The 19,638-nt window shown below is 70.6% G+C and carries 20 protein-coding genes; 11 read left to right on the top strand and 9 right to left on the bottom strand.

Annotated elements, in window-relative coordinates:
* Positions 1-161: 161 nt before the first annotated feature.
* The 3 genes from ABEA43_RS36035 to ABEA43_RS36025 form a co-directional block, all read right to left on the bottom strand.
* Positions 162-314: a hypothetical protein gene (locus ABEA43_RS36035; RefSeq protein WP_345568995.1), complete on the bottom strand. Its 153-nt coding sequence runs from the start codon at positions 312-314 to the stop codon at positions 162-164.
* Positions 315-575: 261 nt separating this feature from the next.
* Positions 576-1,247 (bottom strand): DUF4230 domain-containing protein, encoded by a 672-nt coding sequence (locus ABEA43_RS36030; protein ID WP_345568993.1) that lies wholly within the window; start codon positions 1,245-1,247, stop codon positions 576-578.
* A 28-nt stretch (positions 1,248-1,275) separates the two neighbouring features.
* On the bottom strand, positions 1,276-2,811 hold the full coding sequence (locus ABEA43_RS36025) for a hypothetical protein (RefSeq protein ID WP_345568991.1): 1,536 nt from the start codon (positions 2,809-2,811) through the stop codon (positions 1,276-1,278).
* A gap of 229 nt (positions 2,812-3,040) precedes the next feature.
* Here ABEA43_RS36025 and ABEA43_RS36020 point away from each other — a divergent pair, with 229 nt between their 5' ends.
* Genes ABEA43_RS36020 through ABEA43_RS36005 form a run of 4 tightly spaced genes read left to right on the top strand, consistent with a single transcriptional unit; the run spans position 3,041 to position 6,622 of the window.
* Positions 3,041-3,592, top strand: coding sequence for a MarR family winged helix-turn-helix transcriptional regulator (locus tag ABEA43_RS36020; RefSeq protein WP_345568989.1), 552 nt, complete (start codon positions 3,041-3,043; stop codon positions 3,590-3,592).
* Positions 3,576-4,517 carry a tetratricopeptide repeat protein gene (locus tag ABEA43_RS36015; RefSeq protein WP_345568987.1) on the top strand — a complete coding sequence of 314 codons (942 nt, stop codon included), beginning with the start codon at positions 3,576-3,578 and terminating at the stop codon, positions 4,515-4,517. The genes ABEA43_RS36020 and ABEA43_RS36015 overlap by 17 nt, the downstream gene beginning before the upstream one ends.
* 9 nt (positions 4,518-4,526) lie before the next feature.
* A complete protein-coding gene (locus ABEA43_RS36010) occupies positions 4,527-5,156 on the top strand; it encodes a cytidylate kinase-like family protein (protein WP_345568986.1) in 630 nt (209 codons plus the stop codon).
* Positions 5,157-5,212: 56 nt separating this feature from the next.
* On the top strand, positions 5,213-6,622 hold the full coding sequence (locus ABEA43_RS36005; RefSeq protein ID WP_345568984.1) for an NAD-dependent malic enzyme: 1,410 nt from the start codon (positions 5,213-5,215) through the stop codon (positions 6,620-6,622).
* Between the two features lie 66 nt (positions 6,623-6,688).
* Here ABEA43_RS36005 and ABEA43_RS36000 read toward each other — a convergent pair whose 3' ends face one another.
* The 4 genes from ABEA43_RS36000 to ABEA43_RS35985 form a co-directional block, all read right to left on the bottom strand.
* Positions 6,689-7,180: a hypothetical protein gene (locus ABEA43_RS36000; RefSeq protein ID WP_345568981.1), complete on the bottom strand. Its 492-nt coding sequence runs from the start codon at positions 7,178-7,180 to the stop codon at positions 6,689-6,691.
* 51 nt (positions 7,181-7,231) lie between these two features.
* Complete coding sequence (locus ABEA43_RS35995; protein ID WP_345568979.1) at positions 7,232-8,785, bottom strand: glycerol-3-phosphate dehydrogenase/oxidase; 1,554 nt, start codon at positions 8,783-8,785, stop codon at positions 7,232-7,234.
* A 14-nt stretch (positions 8,786-8,799) separates the two neighbouring features.
* The gene (gene glpK / locus ABEA43_RS35990; RefSeq protein ID WP_345568977.1) at positions 8,800-10,275 is read right to left on the bottom strand and encodes a glycerol kinase GlpK; all 1,476 of its coding nucleotides are present in this window, start codon (positions 10,273-10,275) and stop codon (positions 8,800-8,802) included.
* Positions 10,276-10,345: 70 nt separating this feature from the next.
* On the bottom strand, positions 10,346-11,095 hold the full coding sequence (locus ABEA43_RS35985; RefSeq protein WP_345568976.1) for an IclR family transcriptional regulator: 750 nt from the start codon (positions 11,093-11,095) through the stop codon (positions 10,346-10,348).
* A 114-nt stretch (positions 11,096-11,209) separates the two neighbouring features.
* On the opposite strand from ABEA43_RS35985, the gene ABEA43_RS35980 reads away from it, so the two are divergent.
* The gene (locus tag ABEA43_RS35980; protein ID WP_345568975.1) at positions 11,210-11,833 is read left to right on the top strand and encodes a TetR/AcrR family transcriptional regulator; all 624 of its coding nucleotides are present in this window, start codon (positions 11,210-11,212) and stop codon (positions 11,831-11,833) included.
* Positions 11,834-11,842: 9 nt separating this feature from the next.
* Here the strand turns inward: ABEA43_RS35980 and ABEA43_RS35975 are convergent, their stop codons facing one another.
* Complete coding sequence (locus tag ABEA43_RS35975; RefSeq protein ID WP_345568973.1) at positions 11,843-12,355, bottom strand: hypothetical protein; 513 nt, start codon at positions 12,353-12,355, stop codon at positions 11,843-11,845.
* Between the two features lie 112 nt (positions 12,356-12,467).
* Between ABEA43_RS35975 and ABEA43_RS35970 the strand changes: the two genes are divergently transcribed.
* Complete coding sequence (locus tag ABEA43_RS35970; RefSeq protein ID WP_345568972.1) at positions 12,468-13,046, top strand: YqgE/AlgH family protein; 579 nt, start codon at positions 12,468-12,470, stop codon at positions 13,044-13,046.
* Positions 13,047-13,052: 6 nt separating this feature from the next.
* Here ABEA43_RS35970 and ABEA43_RS35965 read toward each other — a convergent pair whose 3' ends face one another.
* Complete coding sequence (locus ABEA43_RS35965; protein WP_345568970.1) at positions 13,053-13,661, bottom strand: TetR family transcriptional regulator; 609 nt, start codon at positions 13,659-13,661, stop codon at positions 13,053-13,055.
* A 159-nt stretch (positions 13,662-13,820) separates the two neighbouring features.
* On the opposite strand from ABEA43_RS35965, the gene ABEA43_RS35960 reads away from it, so the two are divergent.
* The 5 genes from ABEA43_RS35960 (at position 13,821) to ABEA43_RS35940 (ending at position 19,616) form a co-directional block, all read left to right on the top strand.
* The gene (locus tag ABEA43_RS35960; RefSeq protein WP_345568968.1) at positions 13,821-15,416 is read left to right on the top strand and encodes an MFS transporter; all 1,596 of its coding nucleotides are present in this window, start codon (positions 13,821-13,823) and stop codon (positions 15,414-15,416) included.
* A 113-nt stretch (positions 15,417-15,529) separates the two neighbouring features.
* Positions 15,530-15,790 carry a DUF3039 domain-containing protein gene (locus ABEA43_RS35955; protein ID WP_345568967.1) on the top strand — a complete coding sequence of 87 codons (261 nt, stop codon included), beginning with the start codon at positions 15,530-15,532 and terminating at the stop codon, positions 15,788-15,790.
* A gap of 77 nt (positions 15,791-15,867) precedes the next feature.
* Positions 15,868-17,001 (top strand): zinc metalloprotease, encoded by a 1,134-nt coding sequence (locus ABEA43_RS35950; protein WP_345568965.1) that lies wholly within the window; start codon positions 15,868-15,870, stop codon positions 16,999-17,001.
* Positions 17,002-17,027: 26 nt separating this feature from the next.
* The gene (locus tag ABEA43_RS35945; RefSeq protein ID WP_345568964.1) at positions 17,028-18,416 is read left to right on the top strand and encodes an MFS transporter; all 1,389 of its coding nucleotides are present in this window, start codon (positions 17,028-17,030) and stop codon (positions 18,414-18,416) included.
* 213 nt (positions 18,417-18,629) lie between these two features.
* Positions 18,630-19,616, top strand: a complete 987-nt coding sequence (locus tag ABEA43_RS35940) for a hypothetical protein (RefSeq protein ID WP_345568962.1) — start codon at positions 18,630-18,632, stop codon at positions 19,614-19,616.
* Positions 19,617-19,638: the final 22 nt, after the last annotated feature.

The following is a 19,638-nucleotide window of genomic DNA, read 5'->3' as shown; positions in this document are numbered from 1 at the left end:
TCTGTGGACAGCGCGATGCCCCGGTCCAACCAGGAATATGGACCGGGGCTCCGTGACGCTGCGTCCGGGGCCGACCAGGAATGCGGCCCAGAACCTGCCCCCCTAAGGAGGCGACTCAGCCCGGCCGCGAGGGAGGTTGCGGCCGGGCTGCTTGTGGACGGTCATGACGCCAGGAACTTCGCGAAGACCGAGCGGTGGCGACGCTCGCCCCGCCGGACCTTCAGCGCCTCACGTACGCGCCGCTGCTCGGCGGCGGCCTGGCGAAGCTCGGAGGCGTGGTGCTGCATCATGGTGTATTCGAGTTCGGCGTTCATCCGAGTGCTCCTGTGTTCGTGCTCCTTGTTCCCTGCAGACTTAAGACTCCTCCTAAGGCCCTCCCCGGCACATCGGGCGTATGCCTTATCTCCCGACGTATCGGCAGCTAGGGAGGTACTTAGGTGAGCGCACAGGGCGACTAAGGCGCACGTGAGAGCACCCCTAGGTCACCTACGGGTGCCTAGGGCGGCACGCGGGGTCAGCCGGGGATGGCCGGCTTCTCGTCGCGCCCCGATGCCTCTGACCTGGCGCTCTCGCGCTCAGGGCTCGTCGGTGAACTTGACCGTGACCTTCGTGAAGCCGAGCGACTTGAGCATGCCCGAGAGCATCGCCTTGGTGTTGGCGTCGGCCCTGGCGCGCAGGTCGCTCGCGACGGCCGCCTCGCTGATCTTCTTCTCGGCCAGCAGGTACAGCTCCCGCTGATCACCCGGAGAGCCCGACAGGAAGTCCGACACGCGGTCGAACAGGCCGCGCTGCTGCGCGAACACGTACGAGCGGCTGTTGTCCAGGTTCGGCTTCTCCAGCTGGGCGCGCGGCAGGCGGATGGTCGCCTCCTTGCGGTCCTCCGAGACCGTCACCGCGTCCTTCGCCATGGCGGAGAAGTCGACGTACGCGTCCACCCCGCCGGCCCCGACGAACAGCGTACGGGTGCCTTTGATCGCGTCCGGCAGGAAGTTGGCGTCCTTCTCCAGGTCCACGACCACCTGGAAGTTCCCCGTCGCGGCCTCGAACCTGCTCAGATCCTTGATGGACTGCAGGAGCACGGGCTGGCTGCGGTCGATGGTCTGCTCGCCCATGGGGTTGAGCCAGGACCAGGCCAGGCGGCCCCCCACCACGAGCAGGACCGCCAGGACCAGGAATCCCGCTATATATCGCCACCTGCGTCGCCGCCCGGGAGTCAGGTCGGGCAGCGTCGTCTGGGATGTCGTCATGCGAGCATGACTACCCGCTCGTCGATCATCAGTGCCAGCTGTTTGGTGACATCTCCGGTCCCCATCCGGTCTCGGAGGTTTCGGAGGGTTCGGGCGCCCAGTCCACGGCGAGCGTCTCCGGCGACCACTCGGCGGCGGGCGCCTCCCTACCGGGCAGCTCCCCGGCGGGCCTCTCCGGCGCCAGCCCGACCGGGGCCGGATCCGGCGCGGAACCGGCGCCAGGGGCGCCGGGGGCCGAGTTCGCCGCGGGCGTGGCGCCGGGATCCGGGTAGACCGGATAGACGTGGCTCGACTCCGGCGTGGGGCGCGCGGACGGCGCCACCTGGACCCGGGCGGGGCCGCCGCCGAAGTGCGTGCTCGCCAGCGTGCACCGCTGGAAATCGCTGTAGAACATGCGCAGCCATTCCCGCCGCTGGTGCTCGCTCAGCCCCGAGAACCACGACGCCGCGTACTGGTGCTCCGGCATCGGCCCGCCGGGCAGCGGCTCGCCGCGCAGCCAGGCCATCACGATCTCCCGGTAGCCGGCCGCGACCGTGCCGGGGCAGCGGGTGGCCAGCGACTCGATGTACTCGTACGCCGCCTCCTCCGCGAACCCGGCCGAGAGGTCGGGCACGTGCACCGGCGCCAGCCCGCTGGACGGCTTCAGATCGTCGTCCAGCGGCCGCTGCTCCACCCGGGTGAACGCGGCCGGCGTCCCCGCCAGCCTGGAGGCGATCTGCGTGAACGCCGCCCCCAGCTCGGTCAGCCCGGCCCGCATCCCCGGGTGCACGCACACGGTGATCGGCCACTCCTGGCAGCTGTACGCGATGTCCTCCGCGGCGGCCGGCTTCGGCTGCGCCAGCACCCTGGACACGCCCATGCCCGCCGCCAGCACAGCCAGCAGCGCGCACGCCAGCACCAGCGCCTGCCTGGTCACCAGCGCCGCCCAGCCGAGCAGCAGCGCCGCCGTGATGCCGAGCAGCCAGATGGTCTGGTCGAAGAACGGTGCTCCGCTCAACCCCTGGAACAGGTCGTACGGCTCACCGGTGCCCGGCGCCAGCTTGTCGGCCCATCCGCGGTCGTCGGCCAGCCACGAGAACACCCCGTAGCAGGCCAGCCCCGCGAGCGGCGGTGTGTAGGCCCTGGGCAGCACCCAGCCGGCCACCCACCCGATCACCGAGTAGAGCGCCAGCCCCGCCATGCCCATGCCCAGGCCGGACAGGCTCAGCCGGCCCGCCTGGTCGGTGAGCACCGTCTTGACCGCCAGGACCAGCACCGTCGCCCCGAACGACCCCAGCACCACCAGCACGATCGCCAGCGGCGCCTTGAGCGCCCGCCACGTCGTGAGCGAGCGGCCGCGCAGCGCCTTGCGCTTGCGCAGCGCCACCCAGGCGGCGAAGGCCGCGGCCACCGGCCCGGTCAACCGGAGCGAGCCGATGACCGCGGCCACGATGTTCTCCCACGCGTCCACGCCAGGTATCAGGACGTTCCACGCCGCGACCAGGCCGAGAGCCAGGAGCACGGCCACAGTGACGGCCGCGCTCTGCTTCAGCTCTTCTCGTGAAACACCCGCGTGCTCACGCACCCGTTTCCCCGTTGACGTTCATCAAGCACCCCCCGTGCCCACTCGGTGAGGTGGAAGCGATCAGTCCCAGCCCGTCCCCACGGCTGTTGGACTTGGCTTCACCGTCACCATTCGTACGAGAACCATAACTGAGCGTGATGATTGATGTCCGGATTCTTGGTCAAGCGAGGATGCCTGTCGCGGAGAGTAATCAGACGAACCGGGACGAGGGCCGCGCTACCGTAGCGCTGTGTCGCAGCCGAAGCCGCTCAACCTGCCGTTCGACCCGATCGACCGCGCCGCGGAGACCTGGCGCGCCCACTTCGGGGGCTCCGCCGCCATGGCCGCCGTGACCTCGATCATGAGAGCGCACCAGATCCTCCTGTCGCAACTTGACTCGCTCCTGAAGCCATATGACTTGACCTTCGCCAGATACGAGGCATTGGTGCTGCTGACCTTCAGCAAGACGGGCGCGCTCCCCTTGTCGAAGATCGGCGAACGGCTCATGGTCCACCCCACGAGCGTCACGAACACGGTGGACAGGCTGGAGAAGTCCGGATTCGTCTGCCGGCGGCCCAACCCGCGCGACGGGCGCGGCGTGCTCGCGGAGATCACCGACACGGGCAGGGGCGTCGTACGGCGGGCCACGGGCGACCTCATGGCGGCCGAGTTCGGCCTGACGATGTACGCCGAGGACGAACTTCACCAGATGTTCGACCAGTTGCGCACGCTGCGGGTGGCGGCGGGTGACTTCTCCGCCCCGTCCATGCGGCAAGATGAAGAGCATGGCGGACTTCTCTAGACCCGGGTCACTCTATGGTGCGGTGGACCTGGGCGCGCGCAAACAGGCACTCGACGCGCAGACCCGGCGGGAGACGGCGGGTCCCCAGGCGGCGTCCGGGGCCTCGGTCGTCGACGTCACCGAGGAGACGTTCACGACCGACGTCATCGACCGGTCGATGACCATCCCAGTGATCCTCGACCTCTGGTCGCCACGGGCGCCGGGCAGCGCGCAACTCAGCCCGGTGCTGGAGAAGGTGGTCGGCGACCTGGGCGGCCGAGCCGTGCTGGCCAAGGTCAACGTGGACGCCAGCCCGCAGATCGCCCAGGCGCTGCGGGTCCAGGCGGTGCCCACCGTGCTGGCCATCTTCCAGGGCCAGGCCGTGACCGGCTTCCAGCAGGTGCTGCCCGAGCAGGAGGTGAGCCGCTGGCTCGACGAGCTGATGGGCGCCGTCGAGCAGTTCTACGAGGCCAACCCCGACGCCCGGCCCCCGGTGGCCGAGGGCGAGCAGCAGGAGGCGCCCCCCGAGCCGCCCGCCGACCCCGACCTGGTGGCGGCCGAGCAGGCCATCGACAGCGGCGACATGGACGCGGCGGCGGAGGCCTATCAGCGGCTGCTGGCCCGCGCGCCCGGCAACGAGGACGCCAAGATGGGGCTCGCGGGGGTCAGCCTGATCAAGCGGACCGCCGACGCCGATCCCGCCGACGTCCAGCGGCGCCTGCAGGACCCGGCCGACGTGGCCGCCCACCTGCTCGCGGCCGACCTGGAGATGCTGTCGGGCTCGGTCGACGAGGCCTTCAGCCGGATCATCGCCGTGATCAAGCGCACCTCGGGCGACGAGCGCGACCAGGCCAGGCGTCACCTGCTCGGCCTGTTCGACGCATTGCCGGCAGACGACCCATCTTTGGCCAAAGCGCGTAGAGCATTGGCGAGCGCCCTGTTCTAACCTGAGGTTATGCAGGTCGTCACCATCTCGGCGACGTACGGCACGGCCGGCAGCCAGATCGGCCCGGCCGTGGCCGAGCGGCTTGGCGTGCCCTTCGTCGACCGGGCCATCCCGAGCGCCGTGGCCGAGGAGCTGGGCTGCAGCCTCGAGGAGGCGCTGGCCCATGACGACCGGGCCGAGCACGGCCTCGGCAGGCTGCTGTCGGGGGCGATGCGGCTGCCGACGGTCACGTTCGGGGGCGTCGACATGTACGTTCCCGGCGCGATGCCGCTGCCGCCCGAGGAGTTCGTGCGCCGTACCGAGCGGATGCTGCGGGACATGGCGCGCAACCAGGGAGGCGTCTTCCTGGGCCGGGCGGGGGCGATGGTGCTGGCCGATCACCCCGGCGCGCTGCACGTCCGGCTCGACGCGCCGATCAAGCGCAGGATCAGGCAGACGGCGACGCTGGGGGAGCTGAGCGAGCGCGAGGCCCGGCGGATCATCGAGGACAACGACCGCGCCAGGACGGCGTACGTACGCCACTTCTACCGGGCGGATCCCGCCGATCCCTGCCAATATCATCTGGTCGTCGACAGCACCACGATCCCGGTTCCGGCCTGCGTCGAGCTGATCGTCACCGCGGCCGAGGCACTGGATTGACCGAACGCCCCCTAACATGGGATGGATTCTTGGTCAGTCCCGAAGGAGCGATTGACGTGGCCACCGTCCCGAGTGTGTCGTATTCCATCACTGTGCGGCTCGAAGTGCCGGCCGGCGGCAAGGCCGTCAGCCAGCTCACGCACGCCGTAGAGTCGGCAGGGGGCGTCGTGACCGCCCTCGACGTCACCAACGCGGGCCACGAGAAGCTCCGCATCGACGTCACCTGCGCGGCCAGGGACACCGACCATGCCCAGGCCATCGTCGACCAGCTTGAGGCCGTCGAGGGCGTCGTCATCCACAAGGTGTCCGACCGCACGTTCCTCATGCATCTCGGCGGCAAGATCGAGATGAAGTCGAAGGTGCCGCTGCGCAACCGCGACGAGCTGTCCATGGCCTACACGCCGGGCGTGGCCCGGGTGTCCATGGCGATCGCGCGCAACAAGGAGGACGCGCGGCGCCTGACCATCAAGCGCAACAGCGTCGCGGTCGTCACCGACGGCTCCGCGGTGCTGGGGCTGGGCAACATCGGCCCGGAGGCGGCGCTGCCGGTCATGGAGGGCAAGGCGGCGCTGTTCAAACGGTTCGCGGGCATCGACGCCTGGCCGATCTGCCTGGACACCCAGGACGTCGACGAGATCGTCCGCACCGTGCAGATCATCGCGCCGGGGTTCGGCGGGATCAACCTGGAGGACATCGGCGCGCCGCGCTGCTTCGAGGTGGAGCGCCGGCTGCGCGAGCTGCTCGACATCCCCGTCTTCCACGACGACCAGCACGGCACCGCGATCTGCGTGCTGGCGGCGCTGACCAACGCGCTGCGCGTGGTACGCAAGGACATCAGCAACGTCAAGATCGCCATGGCGGGCGCGGGCGCGGCGGGCAACGCCGTGCTGCGGCTGCTGCTGGCGTCGGGCGCGCGCAACGTGATCGTGTGCGACTACCTCGGGGCCGTGCACCAGAAGCGCGACGACCTGGACGAGTCGCTGCGCTGGATCGCCGAGCACACCAACGCCGAGGGCTACGCGGGCGACCTGCGGGGCGCGGTCAAGGACGCCGACGTGTTCGTGGGGGTGTCCGCGCCGGGCATCCTGACCGGTGACGACATCGCGACGATGGCCAAGGACGCGGTGGTGTTCGCGCTGGCCAACCCGGAGCCTGAGGTGTCGCCCGACGACGCGCGCGAGCACGCCGCCGTGGTGGCGACGGGGCGCTCCGACTACCCCAACCAGATCAACAACGTGCTGGCCTTCCCCGGGGTGTTCCGTGGGCTGCTGGACGCGCAGGCGGGCGGAGTGACGCAGGAGATGCTGCTGGCCGCCGCGGGCGCGCTGGCCGCCGTGGTCACGCCGGAGGAGCTGGGCCCCAACTACATCGTGCCGAGCGTCTTCCACCCTGACGTGGCCACCGCCGTCGCCGCCGCCGTCCGGGAGTCCGCCGGCGGCCGCGCCCGCGGCTTCACCGAGGCGTAGAGCTTTCAACCAAGATCATCCGGTACGCGGTGCCGGCGGGCCCCACCCGCCGCACCGGGCCGGCGGTCAGCCGGTCTGGGCCGTGATGGCGGGCATCAGGCGATAGCTCTCCTGGAAGACCAGGTTGTGGGCGTCGCCTGCCGCGATCACCCGTAGCGTGTCGAGCTGCGCCGCCGCGTCCGCCGCGTCGAAGACGTTGAGCGGCCAGTCCCCGACCGTGTTGCCCCGCAGATGCGGATGGTGGAAGTCGCTGCCGTAGTGGGCGACGACGGCGATCGGCTGGATCCCGCTCTCGCGCTGCTCCGGCCACGTCAGCGACCACATGGCGTTGAGCCCGCCCTCGTGCGACCTGGTGACCCCGCTGGCCACCACCTCTCCGGTGCCCAGCAGCAGGTCGGCGTCGACCTCGCCGAGTGCCGTGCGCGCCACCGGGTCGAGAAGCTCGACGGCCGTCCCGAACAGGCGTTCCTTGTCCTCCCGCGAGACGGCCGCGCCGTGGTTGCCGTCACGCAGGTCACGGAAGTGGCGGATCAGGGCTTCGTTCATGCCAGTGCTCATGCCTCTCCCCTTCCCCGGCAAGGGGAGATGAGCCCAGGTCAGCCCGTCGGATCAGCCGATCAGCAGGGCGGCGATGCGGGTGCGGATCTCGGGCGTGTCGAGGCCGCGCACGGTGAGGGTGGTGCGGCGGCGTACGACGTCGTCCACCGTGGCCGCCCACTCGTGGTCGCGCGCGTAGACGGCCTGGGCCCAGATGTCCGGACCGTCGGGGTGGATGCGCTCGCCCAGCGCCGGGTCCTCGCGGATGAGCCTGGCCACGTCGAACGCGATGGTCCCGTAGTGCGAGGCCAGGTTCCTGGCCACCAGCGGGTCCATGCGCGTGCCCGGGTCCCGCTCGGTCCACAGCCGCATGGCCACCGCGTCGGGGCTGGCCAGGCCGGGCAGCGGCACGGCGGGCAGGATGGCGGCCAGGTCGTCGCCGAGTGGCCGGCCCGGCAGGTGGGCGAGCGTGTCGAGGACGTGCCGGCCGATGTGGCGATAGGTCGTCCACTTGCCGCCGGCCACGGACAGCATGCCGCCCGTGCCGCGCGTGACCACGGTCTCGCGCTTGGCCGAGGTCACCTGGCCGGGCCCGCCGGGCAGCACCCGCAGGCCGGCGAAGGCATAGGTGATGTCCTCGCGCCTGAGCTGGGAGTCGCGCACCGCGTGCCCGGCCTCGTCGAGGATCTGCGCGATGTCGGCGTCGGTGGCGCGCACGTCCGCCGGGTCGCCCTCGTACGCCTCGTCGGTGGTGCCCAGCAGCAGGTGGTCCTCCCACGGGATGGCGAACGACACGCGGTACTTGTCGATCGGCGTGGTCAGCGCGGCCTTCCACGGCTCGTGGCGGCGCATGACCAGGTGGGCGCCCTTGGACAGCCGGATGCTCGGCGCGGCGTCCGGGTCCTCCATGCGCCGCAGGTGGTCCACCCACGGCCCGGTGGCGTTCAGCACGAGCCTGGCCGACACGCCGAACTCGGCGCCGTCGAGCCGGTCGCGCAGCTCGGCCCCGGTCACGCTGCCGTTCGTCTTGCGCAGCCCGACGACCTCGGCGTGGTTGAGCACGATCGCGCCCGCGTCCACGGCGGCGCGCACGGTCATGACGGCGACGCGGCTGTCGTTCATCTGGTGGTCGCCGTAGACGGCGGCGGCGCGCAGCCCCTCGGTACGCAGCGCGGGCACCTTGGCCTGGGCCTGGTGCGGCGTGATCACCTTGCCCATCCCGTCGCCGAACACCGACAGCGCCGAGTACAGGAACACGCCCGCGCCGAGCTTGGCGGCTCCGTGCGGCCCGCCCTTGTAGATCGGCACCACGAACGTGAGCGGCTTGACCAGGTGCGGCGCGATGTCGGCGGCCAGGGCGCGGCGTTCGCGGTGGTTCTCGGCGACCAGCTTGACGTTGCCGGTCTGCAGGTAGCGCAGGCCGCCGTGGACGAGCTTGGAGGAGGCGCTGGACGTGGCGCCGGCGAAGTCGCCCGCGTCCACCATGGCCACCCGCAACCCCGCTTGAGCGGCCATCCAGGTCACTGACGTGCCGAGGATGCCGCCGCCGATCACGAGCAGGTCGTAGGTGGTGCTCGAAAGCTCCGCCCGGATCTCAGCCCTGTCGGTCCCGATCGTGATCGTCATGCTTGCTCCAGTCCCTACTGCTCTACCCAGCCGAGCGTGCGGGCCACGGCCTTCTTCCAGTTGCGGTATTCGCGCTCGCGTACGGACGCGTCGATCGCGGGCTGCCATTCGGCGGCCTTGTGCCAGTTGGCGCGCAGGCTGTCGATGTCGGGCCAGTAGCCGGTCGCCAGCCCCGCCGCGTAGGCGGCGCCCAGCGCGGTGGTCTCGGCCACCATCGGCCGGATCACCGGCACCGCGAGCACGTCGGCCAGCGTCTGCATGAGCAGGTTGTCGGCGGTCATGCCGCCGTCGGCGCGCAGCGTGGTGAGGTCGAGGCCCGAGTCGGCGTTCATCGCGTCCACCACCTCGCGGGTCTGCCAGGCGGTGGCCTCCAGCACCGCCCGCGCGATGTGCCCCTTGTTGACGAACCCGGTCAGCCCCGCGATCACCCCGCGCGCGTCCGAGCGCCAGTGCGGCGCGAACAGCCCGGAGAAGGCCGGTACGAAGTAGCAGCCGCCGTTGTCGTCGACCGTCTTGGCCAGCGTCTCGATCTCGGCGGCGCTGGAGATCAGCCCCAGGTTGTCGCGCAGCCACTGCACCAGGGAGCCGGTGACCGCGATCGCGCCTTCGAGCGCGTAGGTGGCCGGGCCGTCGCCGATCTGGTAGCCGACCGTGGTCAGCAGGCCGTGCTTGGAGACGACCGGCTCCTGGCCGGTGTTCATCAGCAGGAAGCTGCCGGAGCCGTAGGTGCTCTTGGTCTCGCCGGGGGCGAAGCAGGTCTGGCCGAACAGCGCCGCCTGCTGGTCGCCGAGCGCCGAGGCCACCGGGACGCCGTTGCTCGTGTGCCCGTAGACCTCGGCGGACGGGCGGATCTCGGGCAGCATCGCGCGGGGCACGCCCATCGCGGCGAGCAGCTCGTCGTCCCAGGCCAGCGTGTGGATGTTCATCAGCATCGTACGGCTGGCGTTGGTCACGTCGGTGAGGTGGCGGCCGGTCAGGTTCCACAGCAGCCAGGAGTCCATGGTGCCGAACAGCACCTCGCCGCGCTCGGCCCGCTCGCGCAGCCCCGGGATCTCGTCGAGCAGCCAGCGGATCTTCGGCCCGGCGAAGTAGGTCGCCAGCGGCAGCCCGGCCTTCTCCTTGAACAGCTGCTCGTGCTCGGACAGCGCGCGGGTCAGCGCGTCGGTGCGGGTGTCCTGCCAGACCACGGCGGGACACACGGGCCGGCCGGTCTCGCGGTCCCACAGCACGGTCGTCTCGCGCTGGTTCGTGATGCCCAGCGCGGCGATCTGGCCGTCCTCGATGCCGGCGCCGCTGACGGCCTCGGCCAGCACCGTCTGCACGGCCTGCCAGATCTCGCCGGCGTCGTGCTCGACCCAGCCGGGCTTGGGGAAGATCTGGCGGTGCTCGCGCTGGGCGACGGAGATGATGCTGCCGGCCTGATCGAAGACGATGCACCTGCTGGACGTGGTGCCCTGGTCGATGGCTGCGACGTAGTGCGGTCGAGGCACTGGTTCCTCGCTTCGTTCCGGTTCGGCAATGCCGAACGAATGCTATTCGGTGGCCTAGTGGGTGTACAAGTCATCGCGCCAGGTCGCGCGTTATGGCGCGGGCCGCGTCGCGCACGTAGGAGACGTACTCCATGTGCAGGGCGCCGTCGGCGGCCAGCCGCTCGACGGCGCCGCGGATGCCGATCGCGCCGACCACGAGGCCGCGCGGGTCCTTGATGGGCGCGGCGATGGCCACCTCGCCCTCCGTCAGCTCCTCGGTCTCGGCCGCCCAGCCGCGCGTCCTGACCAGGTCGAGCTCCGCTTCGAGCACGTCAGGGTCGACGATCGTGCGCTTGGTGAACGGCTCCAGCGGCGGGCCGGCCGTCTCGCCGTACGGGTCGTGGGCGAGCAGCACCTTGCCCAGGGCGCTGGCGTGCGGCGGCAGGTAGGTGCCGACCTGCAGGGTCTGCATGCTGTCGTCGGGCCTGAACACGTGGTGGATCACCAGCACGTTGCCCTCGTGCAGGGTGCCGATCCAGGCGCTCTCCCTGCTGCGTCCCGCCAGGGCGTCGGCCCAGTTGATGGACCGGGTGCGCAGCTCGTTGACGTCGAGATAGCTGCTGCCGAGATGCAGCAGCGTGGCCCCGAGGCGGTATTTCCCGCTCGCCTGGTCCTGCTCGACGAACCCGACGTGGACCAGCGTGCGCAGAATGCCGTGCAGTGTCCCCTTGGGCAGGCCCAGCGCCCTGGCCAGCTCGGCGACCCCGAGCTGGCGCGGACCTGAGGCGAGCAGCCGCAGGATCGCGGCGGCCCGCTCGACCGATTGAATCGTCTCTCCCACGCCCGAACCATAACGCAGATGAGTTCGGTATTGCCGAACGGGGGAAGAGATTAGCTAATGGGATCAGAGTTCCGTTAAGATGATGGGGACGGACATCTCTGACGAGGAGACTAGATGGAACAACTTTCCCGCTCGGCGGGAACCGTGCGGCCGGGTGGGCGTACGGCGCGGGTGCGGGCGGCCGTGCTGGACGCCACGCAGGACGAGCTGGTGGAGCACGGCTTCCACGGCCTGACCATGGACCAGGTGGCGGCCAGGGCGGGTGTCGGCAAGACCACCGTATACCGGCGATGGGGCAGCACGGCGGGCCTCGTCGCGGACCTCATGACCGAGCTGGCCAACCAGTCCTCACCGCATGCGGACACGGGGAGCATCGAGGGCGATCTGCGGGCCAACGCCCTGTCCGTCCTGGGCGCGCTCACCGACGGAAGGCTCGGGGCCACGTTCCAGGCGGTGATCGCCGCCGCCACCTGTGACGAGCAGGCGGCTCAGGCGTTGCACACCTTCTACTCGCGCCGCATCGGGGAGTGGGCGCACGTGGTGGAGCTGGCGGTCAAGCGGGGCGAGCTGCCCGCGGGGACCGACGGCATGGAGGTGATCCGCGCGGTCTCGGCCCCGCTCTACTACCGGCTCGTGGTCAGCAGGGAGCCGCTGACGCGCGAGGCGGCCGAACGGTCGGCGGCCCGCACGCTCGCCGCCGCCAAGGCCGGCGCGTTCGTCGCCCCCGGCGCCGCGTGATCCGGGCCCTCAGGAGGCCGCGCGCGGCCAGATGGAGCCGTACCACCACAAGATCCCGCCCATGACGACCAGCCCGCCGGCCGTGGCCAGCTTGCCCATCAGGTCGGCGGGCGGACCCGTGTAGGGAAGGCGGCCGTGGCGCGCGTGGCCCCAGGGGCAGTCGTTCTCGACGCTGGTGGAGTCGATGAGCGTGTCCGGGTGGTGCTCGGCGACCGAGTACGCCTCGATCTCGGCGCGACTGCCCCGGTCCACCGGCACCTGCCGGACGATCGTCTTGCGCGCCGGGATCGAGCCGGTGGCCACGCTCACGGCGTCGGCCTGGAGGTCGAAGCGTACGAGCTGGCGGGTCTGGTTGCGCAACGTGACGGCCACCCGTCCGGAACGGCAGCCCACGTCGTCGACCGTCATCGTGAACGGGTCGCCGGCGTCGGGCCGGGGCCACGCCCACGCGGCGGCGGTGGGAAAGAGGAGCGCCGCGCTCATCGGCAGGGTGGCCAGGGCAAGACGGGTTCCGATGCGCATGCGCTCCCCCCAAGGCGTGATCTTTGCTACGTAAGGTGCCCAAGTCAACACAGAAAGTAACATCAACACACTGGGGGAGCGCGTGCCCCTGATTACCCTTCATGATGGATGTATGGCGGAAGCGATCTACGTCGGCGGGTTGTTGGTGGCGACGCCGCTTCTCGATGACCCCAACTTCCGGCGTAGCGTCGTGCTGATTCTCGAACACGACCTCGACGGCGGCACTCTGGGCGTGGTGCTCAACCGGCCGAGCGACGTCTCGGTGACGCAGGTCCTGCCCGTATGGGATCCCCTGGTGACCGGGCCCTCGGTGCTCTTCGAAGGCGGGCCCGTGCAGACGGACAGCGCGCTGGCGCTGGCGGCGGTGCCGAGCGGTGAGGAGCCCCTCGGCTGGCGCAGGCTGCACGCGGGCACCCCGGCCGTCTCGCGGCTGGGCACGGTCGATCTGGACGCGCCGCCCGAGATCCTGCAGGGGGAGATCGCGCAGATGCGGATCTTCGCCGGCTACGCGGGGTGGACGTCGGGGCAGCTGGAGAGCGAGATCGCCGAGGGCGCCTGGTACGTCGTCGACTCCGAGGTCGGCGACACCTTCCACGGGGACCCCGGCTCGCTCTGGCGGCACGTGCTGCGGCGGCAGCCCGGTGAGCTGGCCTTCGTGGCGACCTGTCCGGACGATCCCACGATGAACTGACCTCCGCTAGAGGTCCCATCCCGGCCGGAGCGAGCGCTCGGCCAGCTCGATGGTCTCGGTCATCCGGCTCATGACCTCCTGGATCGTGCTGTCGCGGCGCGGGCACTCGAAGCCGACCCGCATCGTGGACATGGCGAACGCGACGATGAGGTAGGAGAGCTGGTCCGCGTCGGGATCGGTGCCCCGGCGGCCGGCGATCATCTCGGCCAGGCGGCGCTCGGTCTCCGCCCCTCTGGCCACCGACTGGCCGATGAGATGCGGATATGTGTCCATCAACCGGCGCAGTTTCTGGAATCTATCCGCCTCTTCGGGCGTTCCCCCTTCCATGTCGCCGATCACCGCACGAATGGCGTGCATCATCGCGGTGAACGGCGCCTCATCGGGTGGCCGGGACTCCAGGGTCTCGAGCAGGATCTCCTCCGCGTGGTCGTGGAACCAGAGCACCAAGTGGTCCTTGCTGGTGAAGTAGCGGAAGAAGGTGCGGGGAGAGACATCGACGACCCCCGCGATCTGCTCCACGGTGGTCGACTCGTATCCTTGTTCGAGGAACAGGTCGAGCGCCGCGTCGAGAAGCGCGAGGCGCGTCTTCTCCTTCTTGCGTTCCCGTAGACCCACAGCGGTCACTCCCTCGAAACCTTCCTGGCACAGTGTGCCATAAGTCATACCCCGACGAATAAAACCCGTTTGTCATAAGTCACCGACTGACATAGATTACCTGAGGCTTAAGAGATCTATGCCCCAGTACGGGGCTGTATGTGTACTTAGGGGGACTTCATGGCTCACGCGAAGGCGGTCGACGCGCCGTCATCGCCCGGCCCTGCGCGGACGGGTACCGGGGGCAACCCGTGGCTCGTGCTGCTGGCGGTCAGTCTGGGCGTCATCATGGTGATGCTCGACGGCACGGTCGTCGGCATCGCGAACCCGGCGATCCAGGCCGACCTGAAAGCCTCGTTGTCGGATCTGCAGTGGGTGACCAGTGGCTACCTGCTGGCGCTGGCGGTGTTCCTGATCACCGCGGGCAAGCTCGGCGACCTGTTCGGCCACAAGCGCGTCTTCCTGATCGGCGTGGGAGGCTTCGCGCTCTCCTCCGTGGGCATCGGCCTGAGCGCGAACCTGGCGGACGTCATCCCCGGCCTTTCGCCGGTCGGCGCGCTGATCGGCCTGCGGGTGCTGCAGGGTCTGTTCGGCGCGTTGCTGCAGCCGGCCGCGCTGGCGCTGCTGCGCAGCGCTTTCCCCGGTGAGCGGCTCAACCAGGCGATGGGGGCCTGGGGCGCCATCATCGGTCTGTCCAGCGCCGCGGGCCCGATCGTGGGTGGCGTGCTGGTCCAGAACGTGAGCTGGGAGTCCGTCTTCTTCATCAACGCCCCCGTCGGCGTCATCGCCCTCGTCATGGGCATCTTCCTGATCAAGGACAACCGCGCGCAGACGCTGGCGCGGATCGACTGGCTCGGCGTGCTGCTGCTGTCCGGCGCGATGTTCTCGCTCGTCTGGACGATCATCAAGGCGCCCGAGTGGGGCTGGGGCGACTCGACCACGCTGACCTTCGTGGCCGCGTTCGCCGTCCTCATCGGCGGGTTCATCTTCTGGCAGAGCCGCGCCCGCCAGCCGCTGGTGCCGCTGTCGCTGTTCAGGAACGCCTCGATCTCCATCGGCACCGTGCTGATGATGATGGTCGCGTTCGCGATGTTCGGCGCCATGTTCTTCCTGGGCTTCTTCTTCCAGGGCGTGCACGGGCTGTCCCCGCTGGACGCCGGTCTGCGCATGCTGCCGATGAGCGCCGGCATGATCGTCGCCTCGCCGCTGGCGGGCATGGCGATCGGCAAGCTCGGACCGAAGATCACGATGGCGGCCGGTCTGCTGATCACCGCGCTGTCGATGTTCCTCATGTCGCAGCTCAGCATCGACGCCACGTTCATCGAGAGCGGCATCCCGTTCCTGCTGCTGGCCTTCGGCCTCTCGCCGGTCTTCGTGGGCGCCACGGAGATCATCGTGGGCAACGCGCCGGTCGAGCTGAGCGGCGTCGCCGGTGGTCTGCAGCAGTCGGCCATGCAGGTCGGCGGCGCGCTCGGCACCGCGATCCTGGGCGCCGTGATGGCCGCCGAGATCTCCAGCAAGCTGCCCGGCTACCTCGGCCCCGCGGCCCAGGCGATCCCGCCGGCGCAGCTGGAAGGGCTGGAGAAGGCGGCCGCGTTCGGCGCGGCTCCTCCCGGGCTGCCGCAGCAGATCGGTGACGCCGTGCACTTCGCCTTCATGGACGGCATGCACGTGGCCTTCCTGGTGAGCACCGGCATCGCCGTGCTGACGGCCGTCCTGACGCTGTTCGTCAGGGCCGGGCGGAAGACCGAGGGCGCGCCGGTCCACGTGGGCTGAGCTTTCCTCCTACGTACGGCCCCCGCCACCTGCGGCGGGGGCCGTACGGCTTTCCTGGGGGACCGTGCGGGTGTTGTGGGGAGGCGGTCGCCGGCGGGCATAAACTCAATGGGGTGAGCACGAAGATCCTCCCTGAGCAGGAGACCACTCCGCGGACGTCGCACGGCGACGGCGATCACGAGCGGTTCGCCCACTACGCGGACAAGCACAAGATCACTGAGAGCATGGTGACCGGCACGCCCATCCGCGCCCTGTGCGGCAAAATCTGGGTGCCGAGCCGCGATCCCAAGAAATACCCGGTCTGCCCGGAGTGCAAGGAGATCTACGAGGGCCTGCCCTCGGGCGGTAACGAGGGCGACGACGGCAAGCAGTGAGTGTTGCTGAGCGGTAATTCCTCCACGTAGAGCTACGGTCGGTAGCCAGACCAGCTCATATCGTCATGGGGGACTGAATGGCCCGGCGTGCGACCGCCGTCTCTTTGGCATGCCTGCTCGCGGCCGGGCTGACGCCGCCACTCCACCCGCCGGCCCTCCCGGCCCTCCCGGCCCTCTCCGCCGCCGGGGCCGCCGCTGCGGCCTCCGGGGCGGCCCGCGTGGACCGGGTGGCCGGTTGCGCCAGGGCCGCCGTCCCGCACGCGCGGGCGTCGCGCACGTCCGGGCGCGCGAGCCTGCCGGCGTCCCGCGGTTTCGAGCGTCCGCTGGAGTCCCGTGCGTCCGGGCGCCCATCGGAGTCCCGCGCGTCCGGGCGCCCATCGGAGTCCCGCGCGTCTGGGCGCCTGCCGGGGTTCCGCGCGTCCGGGCGTGCGGGTGCGGCGGTGCCGCGGGGGCCGGGGCCGCGTTCGCCCAGGCCCGAGGACGTGGGCAAGGTCACCGCCGAGCTCGGCAGGCGGCTCGCCGGGATCACGCCGCCGTCCCAGGTCACCGTGCCCACCCGGGTGCACCTCCTCACCCGGGGCGAGCGCAAGGTCTCCGACCAGGCGGTCCAGACCCAGATCGACACGCTCAACACCGCGTACGGCGGCGGCTTCGGCGGCGTGGACACCGGCGTCCGGTTCAAGCTGGACGGCATCTCGGTCAAGGAGAACGCCGCGTGGTTCACCGACCCGGTCGGCCACGAGGACGCCATGAAGCAGGCACTGCACCAGGGCGGAGCCGGCACGCTCAACCTCTACGTCGCCCAGCTCAGCGAGCTCATGCTGGGCTTCGCCAGCTACCCCTACTGGCACGCCAGCGCACCCGAGCTCGACGGCGTGGTGATCGACTGGCGCAGCCTGCCCGGCGGCGCGATGACCAACTACAACCGCGGCTTCACCGGCGTACACGAGATCGGGCACTGGCTCGGGCTGTTCCACACGTTCGAGAACGGCTGTGAGCTGCCCGGCGACGGCATCGACGACACGCCGGCGGAGGGGAAGCCGACGGAGGCGTGCCCGCCGGACAAGGACACCTGCACGCTGGCCGGGGCCGACCCCATGCACAACTTCATGGACTACGCCCACGATCGGTGCATGTCGGAGTTCACGCAGGGACAGGCGGATCGGATGCACGAGATGTGGGCGGCCTACCGGCAGACCCCCGCTGCCTAAATGTCGGGAGAAATTACCATGTGTGGGTGACAGCACCAAAAGCACTCGACACTCCCCACGTCCCCCCGCGAATCTTCGGCCCCGAATACCGTACGGCCACGGTCGGGATCCTGCTGGTGATCACGCTGATCGCCTTCGAGGGCATGTCGGTCGGCGTCGTCATGCCGGACGTCGCCAAGGACCTCGACGCGCTCAACCTCTACGGGATCAGCTTCTCCGCCTTCCTGATCGCCAGCCTGTTCGCGAACGTGGTGGCCGGGCTCTGGTCCGACCGGCGGGGCTATCCGGTGCCGTTCCTGACGGGGGTGCTGCTCTTCGTGGCCGGGATGGCGCTCGCGGGGGCGGCCACCACGTCGGCGCTGTTCCTCGTGGCCCGGGCCGTGCAGGGGCTGGGGGCCGGGGCGTCCATCGTGGCGCTGCTGGTGATGATCGCACGGGTGTATCCGGAGAACGTGCGGCCAAAGGCGTTCGCGGCCGTCTCCGCCGCCTGGGTGGTGCCCGCGATGGTGGGCCCGGCGGTGGCCGGGTTCGTGGGGACGCAGTGGGGGTGGCGCTATGTCTTCTACGGGATCATCCCGCTGGTGGTGCCCGCGCTGGCCATGCTCCTGCCCGCGCTGCGGATGAGCGGCTCCGCTCCTCAGGCGGAGCCTTCGGGCGGGCCGCGGTCCAGGCCGCTGGCCATGACGCTGGCCGCCACGGCCGCCGCCGGAGGGGCCGGGCTGCTGCTGTACGGGGTGGACCGGCTGCACCTGCATCTCGTGTCCGGCGCCGTGGAGACGGTGGCCGGGCTGGCGCTCCTGCTCTACGGGCTCTATCGGCTGCTGCCGCCGGGGGCGCTGCGGTTCAGGCGCGGGCTGCCCACGACCGTGCTGATGCGGGGGTTCTTCTCGGCCGCCTTCTTCGGGGTCAACTCGTTCATCCCGCTGGTGTTGCAGGAGGTGAAGTCGTTCGAGGCGGGGGCCGCGGGGATCGCGCTGACGACCGGGGCGCTGGGCTGGTCGGCGGGGTCGTACCTGCAGAGCAAGCAGGACGGGATGGCGTACCGGAGGATCCGGCTGGGCGCCGGGTGCGTCGCCGCGGGGATCCTGATCTGCCTGGCGTCCGTCCTTCCCGGGGTGAGCGGGTGGATCGCGGTGCCGGCGTGGATCGTGGCCGGGTTCGGGATGGGCTTCGGGATGACCACGGTGAGCGTGACGGCCCTGAGGCAGTCGCCGCTGAACGAGCAGGGGGCGAACTCCGCCGCGCTCTCGGTGTCGGACATGCTCGGGTCGGCGCTGGCGATCGGCGTGGGTGGCGCGCTGGTCAACCTGATCGGGCATTCGTCCGCTGAGATCGCCACCGGGTTCGTCGTCATCTCCCTGCTGATGGCCGCCATCGCGTTGTCCGCCACCTTCCTGGCCGGGCGCACGCGCTGATTTCCGTCCCTCCCGTCACAGCGATCACGGTTCGCCGGATCCGCGTGGCGAGGAGTGATAGGACAGCGGGCAGGAGGTGTCATGGAGGGTGATCACCGTGTCTGGCCGCCTCAGCAGGGGCCGCCCAGGCATCGCCGTACCTCTCCAGAAGACGCGGAGCCCGCGGGGGGCGCGCGCCGTGACGAGGAGCCACGGCGGGGGCGGCCGAAGCGCGTGAGTCCGTACGAACGCGACCGGGAACGTTCCCCTGCCCCGGCCCCGGCTCCCGAGCCTGAGCCCGGGCCGGACGCGGAAAGCCCTCCCGAGACGTCGCCCCCGTCCCGATGGGGACGCCAGGAGGCGGACGGCGGAGAGTTCGGCTGGGGGCTTCCGGAGCCGGCGGAGCCCGACCGGGGGTGGCGCAGGCGTGAGAGCCCGCGGGCGCCGCATCCGATGGACCTGGAGCCCGAGGAGGAGGAGCCGTGGAACCCGCGGATCCGCAGGGCGGCTCCCTACGCGCCGGCCCGGAGCCTCGGCCAGGGCCCCAAGCGCGACCGGGGACGGGAGCGGAGCCTTGAGCGCGATGACGAGGTGACGGTCCCGGCCTCCTGGGACTCGTTGCCGCCCTCGGCCCGCCTGCACGGTTCCCCCGCCGACCCAGGAGAGCGACGCCGGGGCGGTGGACGGGTCCTGCGGCGCTGGGCGGGCGTGCTGGTGGCGCTGGTGGCCGCGGCGGGGCTCGTGACGGGGGCGACCGTGGTGGTGCTGCGCCTCACCACTGCGCCGCCGCAGACGGCACGGCTGAGCGACTCGCTGGCCGGGATCACGGTGGCGCTGCCGCGAGGGTGGCAGGCGGGGCCGGTGGCGCCGGTGACGGGGTTCACCTCGGTCATCAGGGACGGGAGCGGCGGGCTCGTGATGGCCAGACCGGTTCCCGGGCCGGTCGAGAACGTCAAGAAGGCCACGGCGGAGGCGGCGGAGCTGTACTCCAGGCTGCTGCTCAAGGGCGACCGCGTGACCGTCGTCGAGGACAAGCAGATTCCCGAGGGACACACCCGGGCGATGCGGGCGGAATATCAGGACGTGGTCAACCGCCCGGCCTTCCTCCGAGTGATGCTGCTCACTCGTGACGGCCGGGCCGTCCTGCTGGTCGGACTGCTCCAGCCCGAGGAGAACACCCGCAGGCAGGCGCTTGATGCGGTCATGACGAGCATCCGATAAGCGGCATAGCACGTGAGAAAGA

The sequence above is a fragment of the Nonomuraea rosea genome (assembly GCF_039539705.1).
GTDB classification, from domain to species: Bacteria; Actinomycetota; Actinomycetes; order Streptosporangiales; family Streptosporangiaceae; genus Nonomuraea; species Nonomuraea rosea.
Note: the sequence above shows the minus strand (reverse complement) of the source record. Positions and strands in the feature narration are given on the sequence as shown.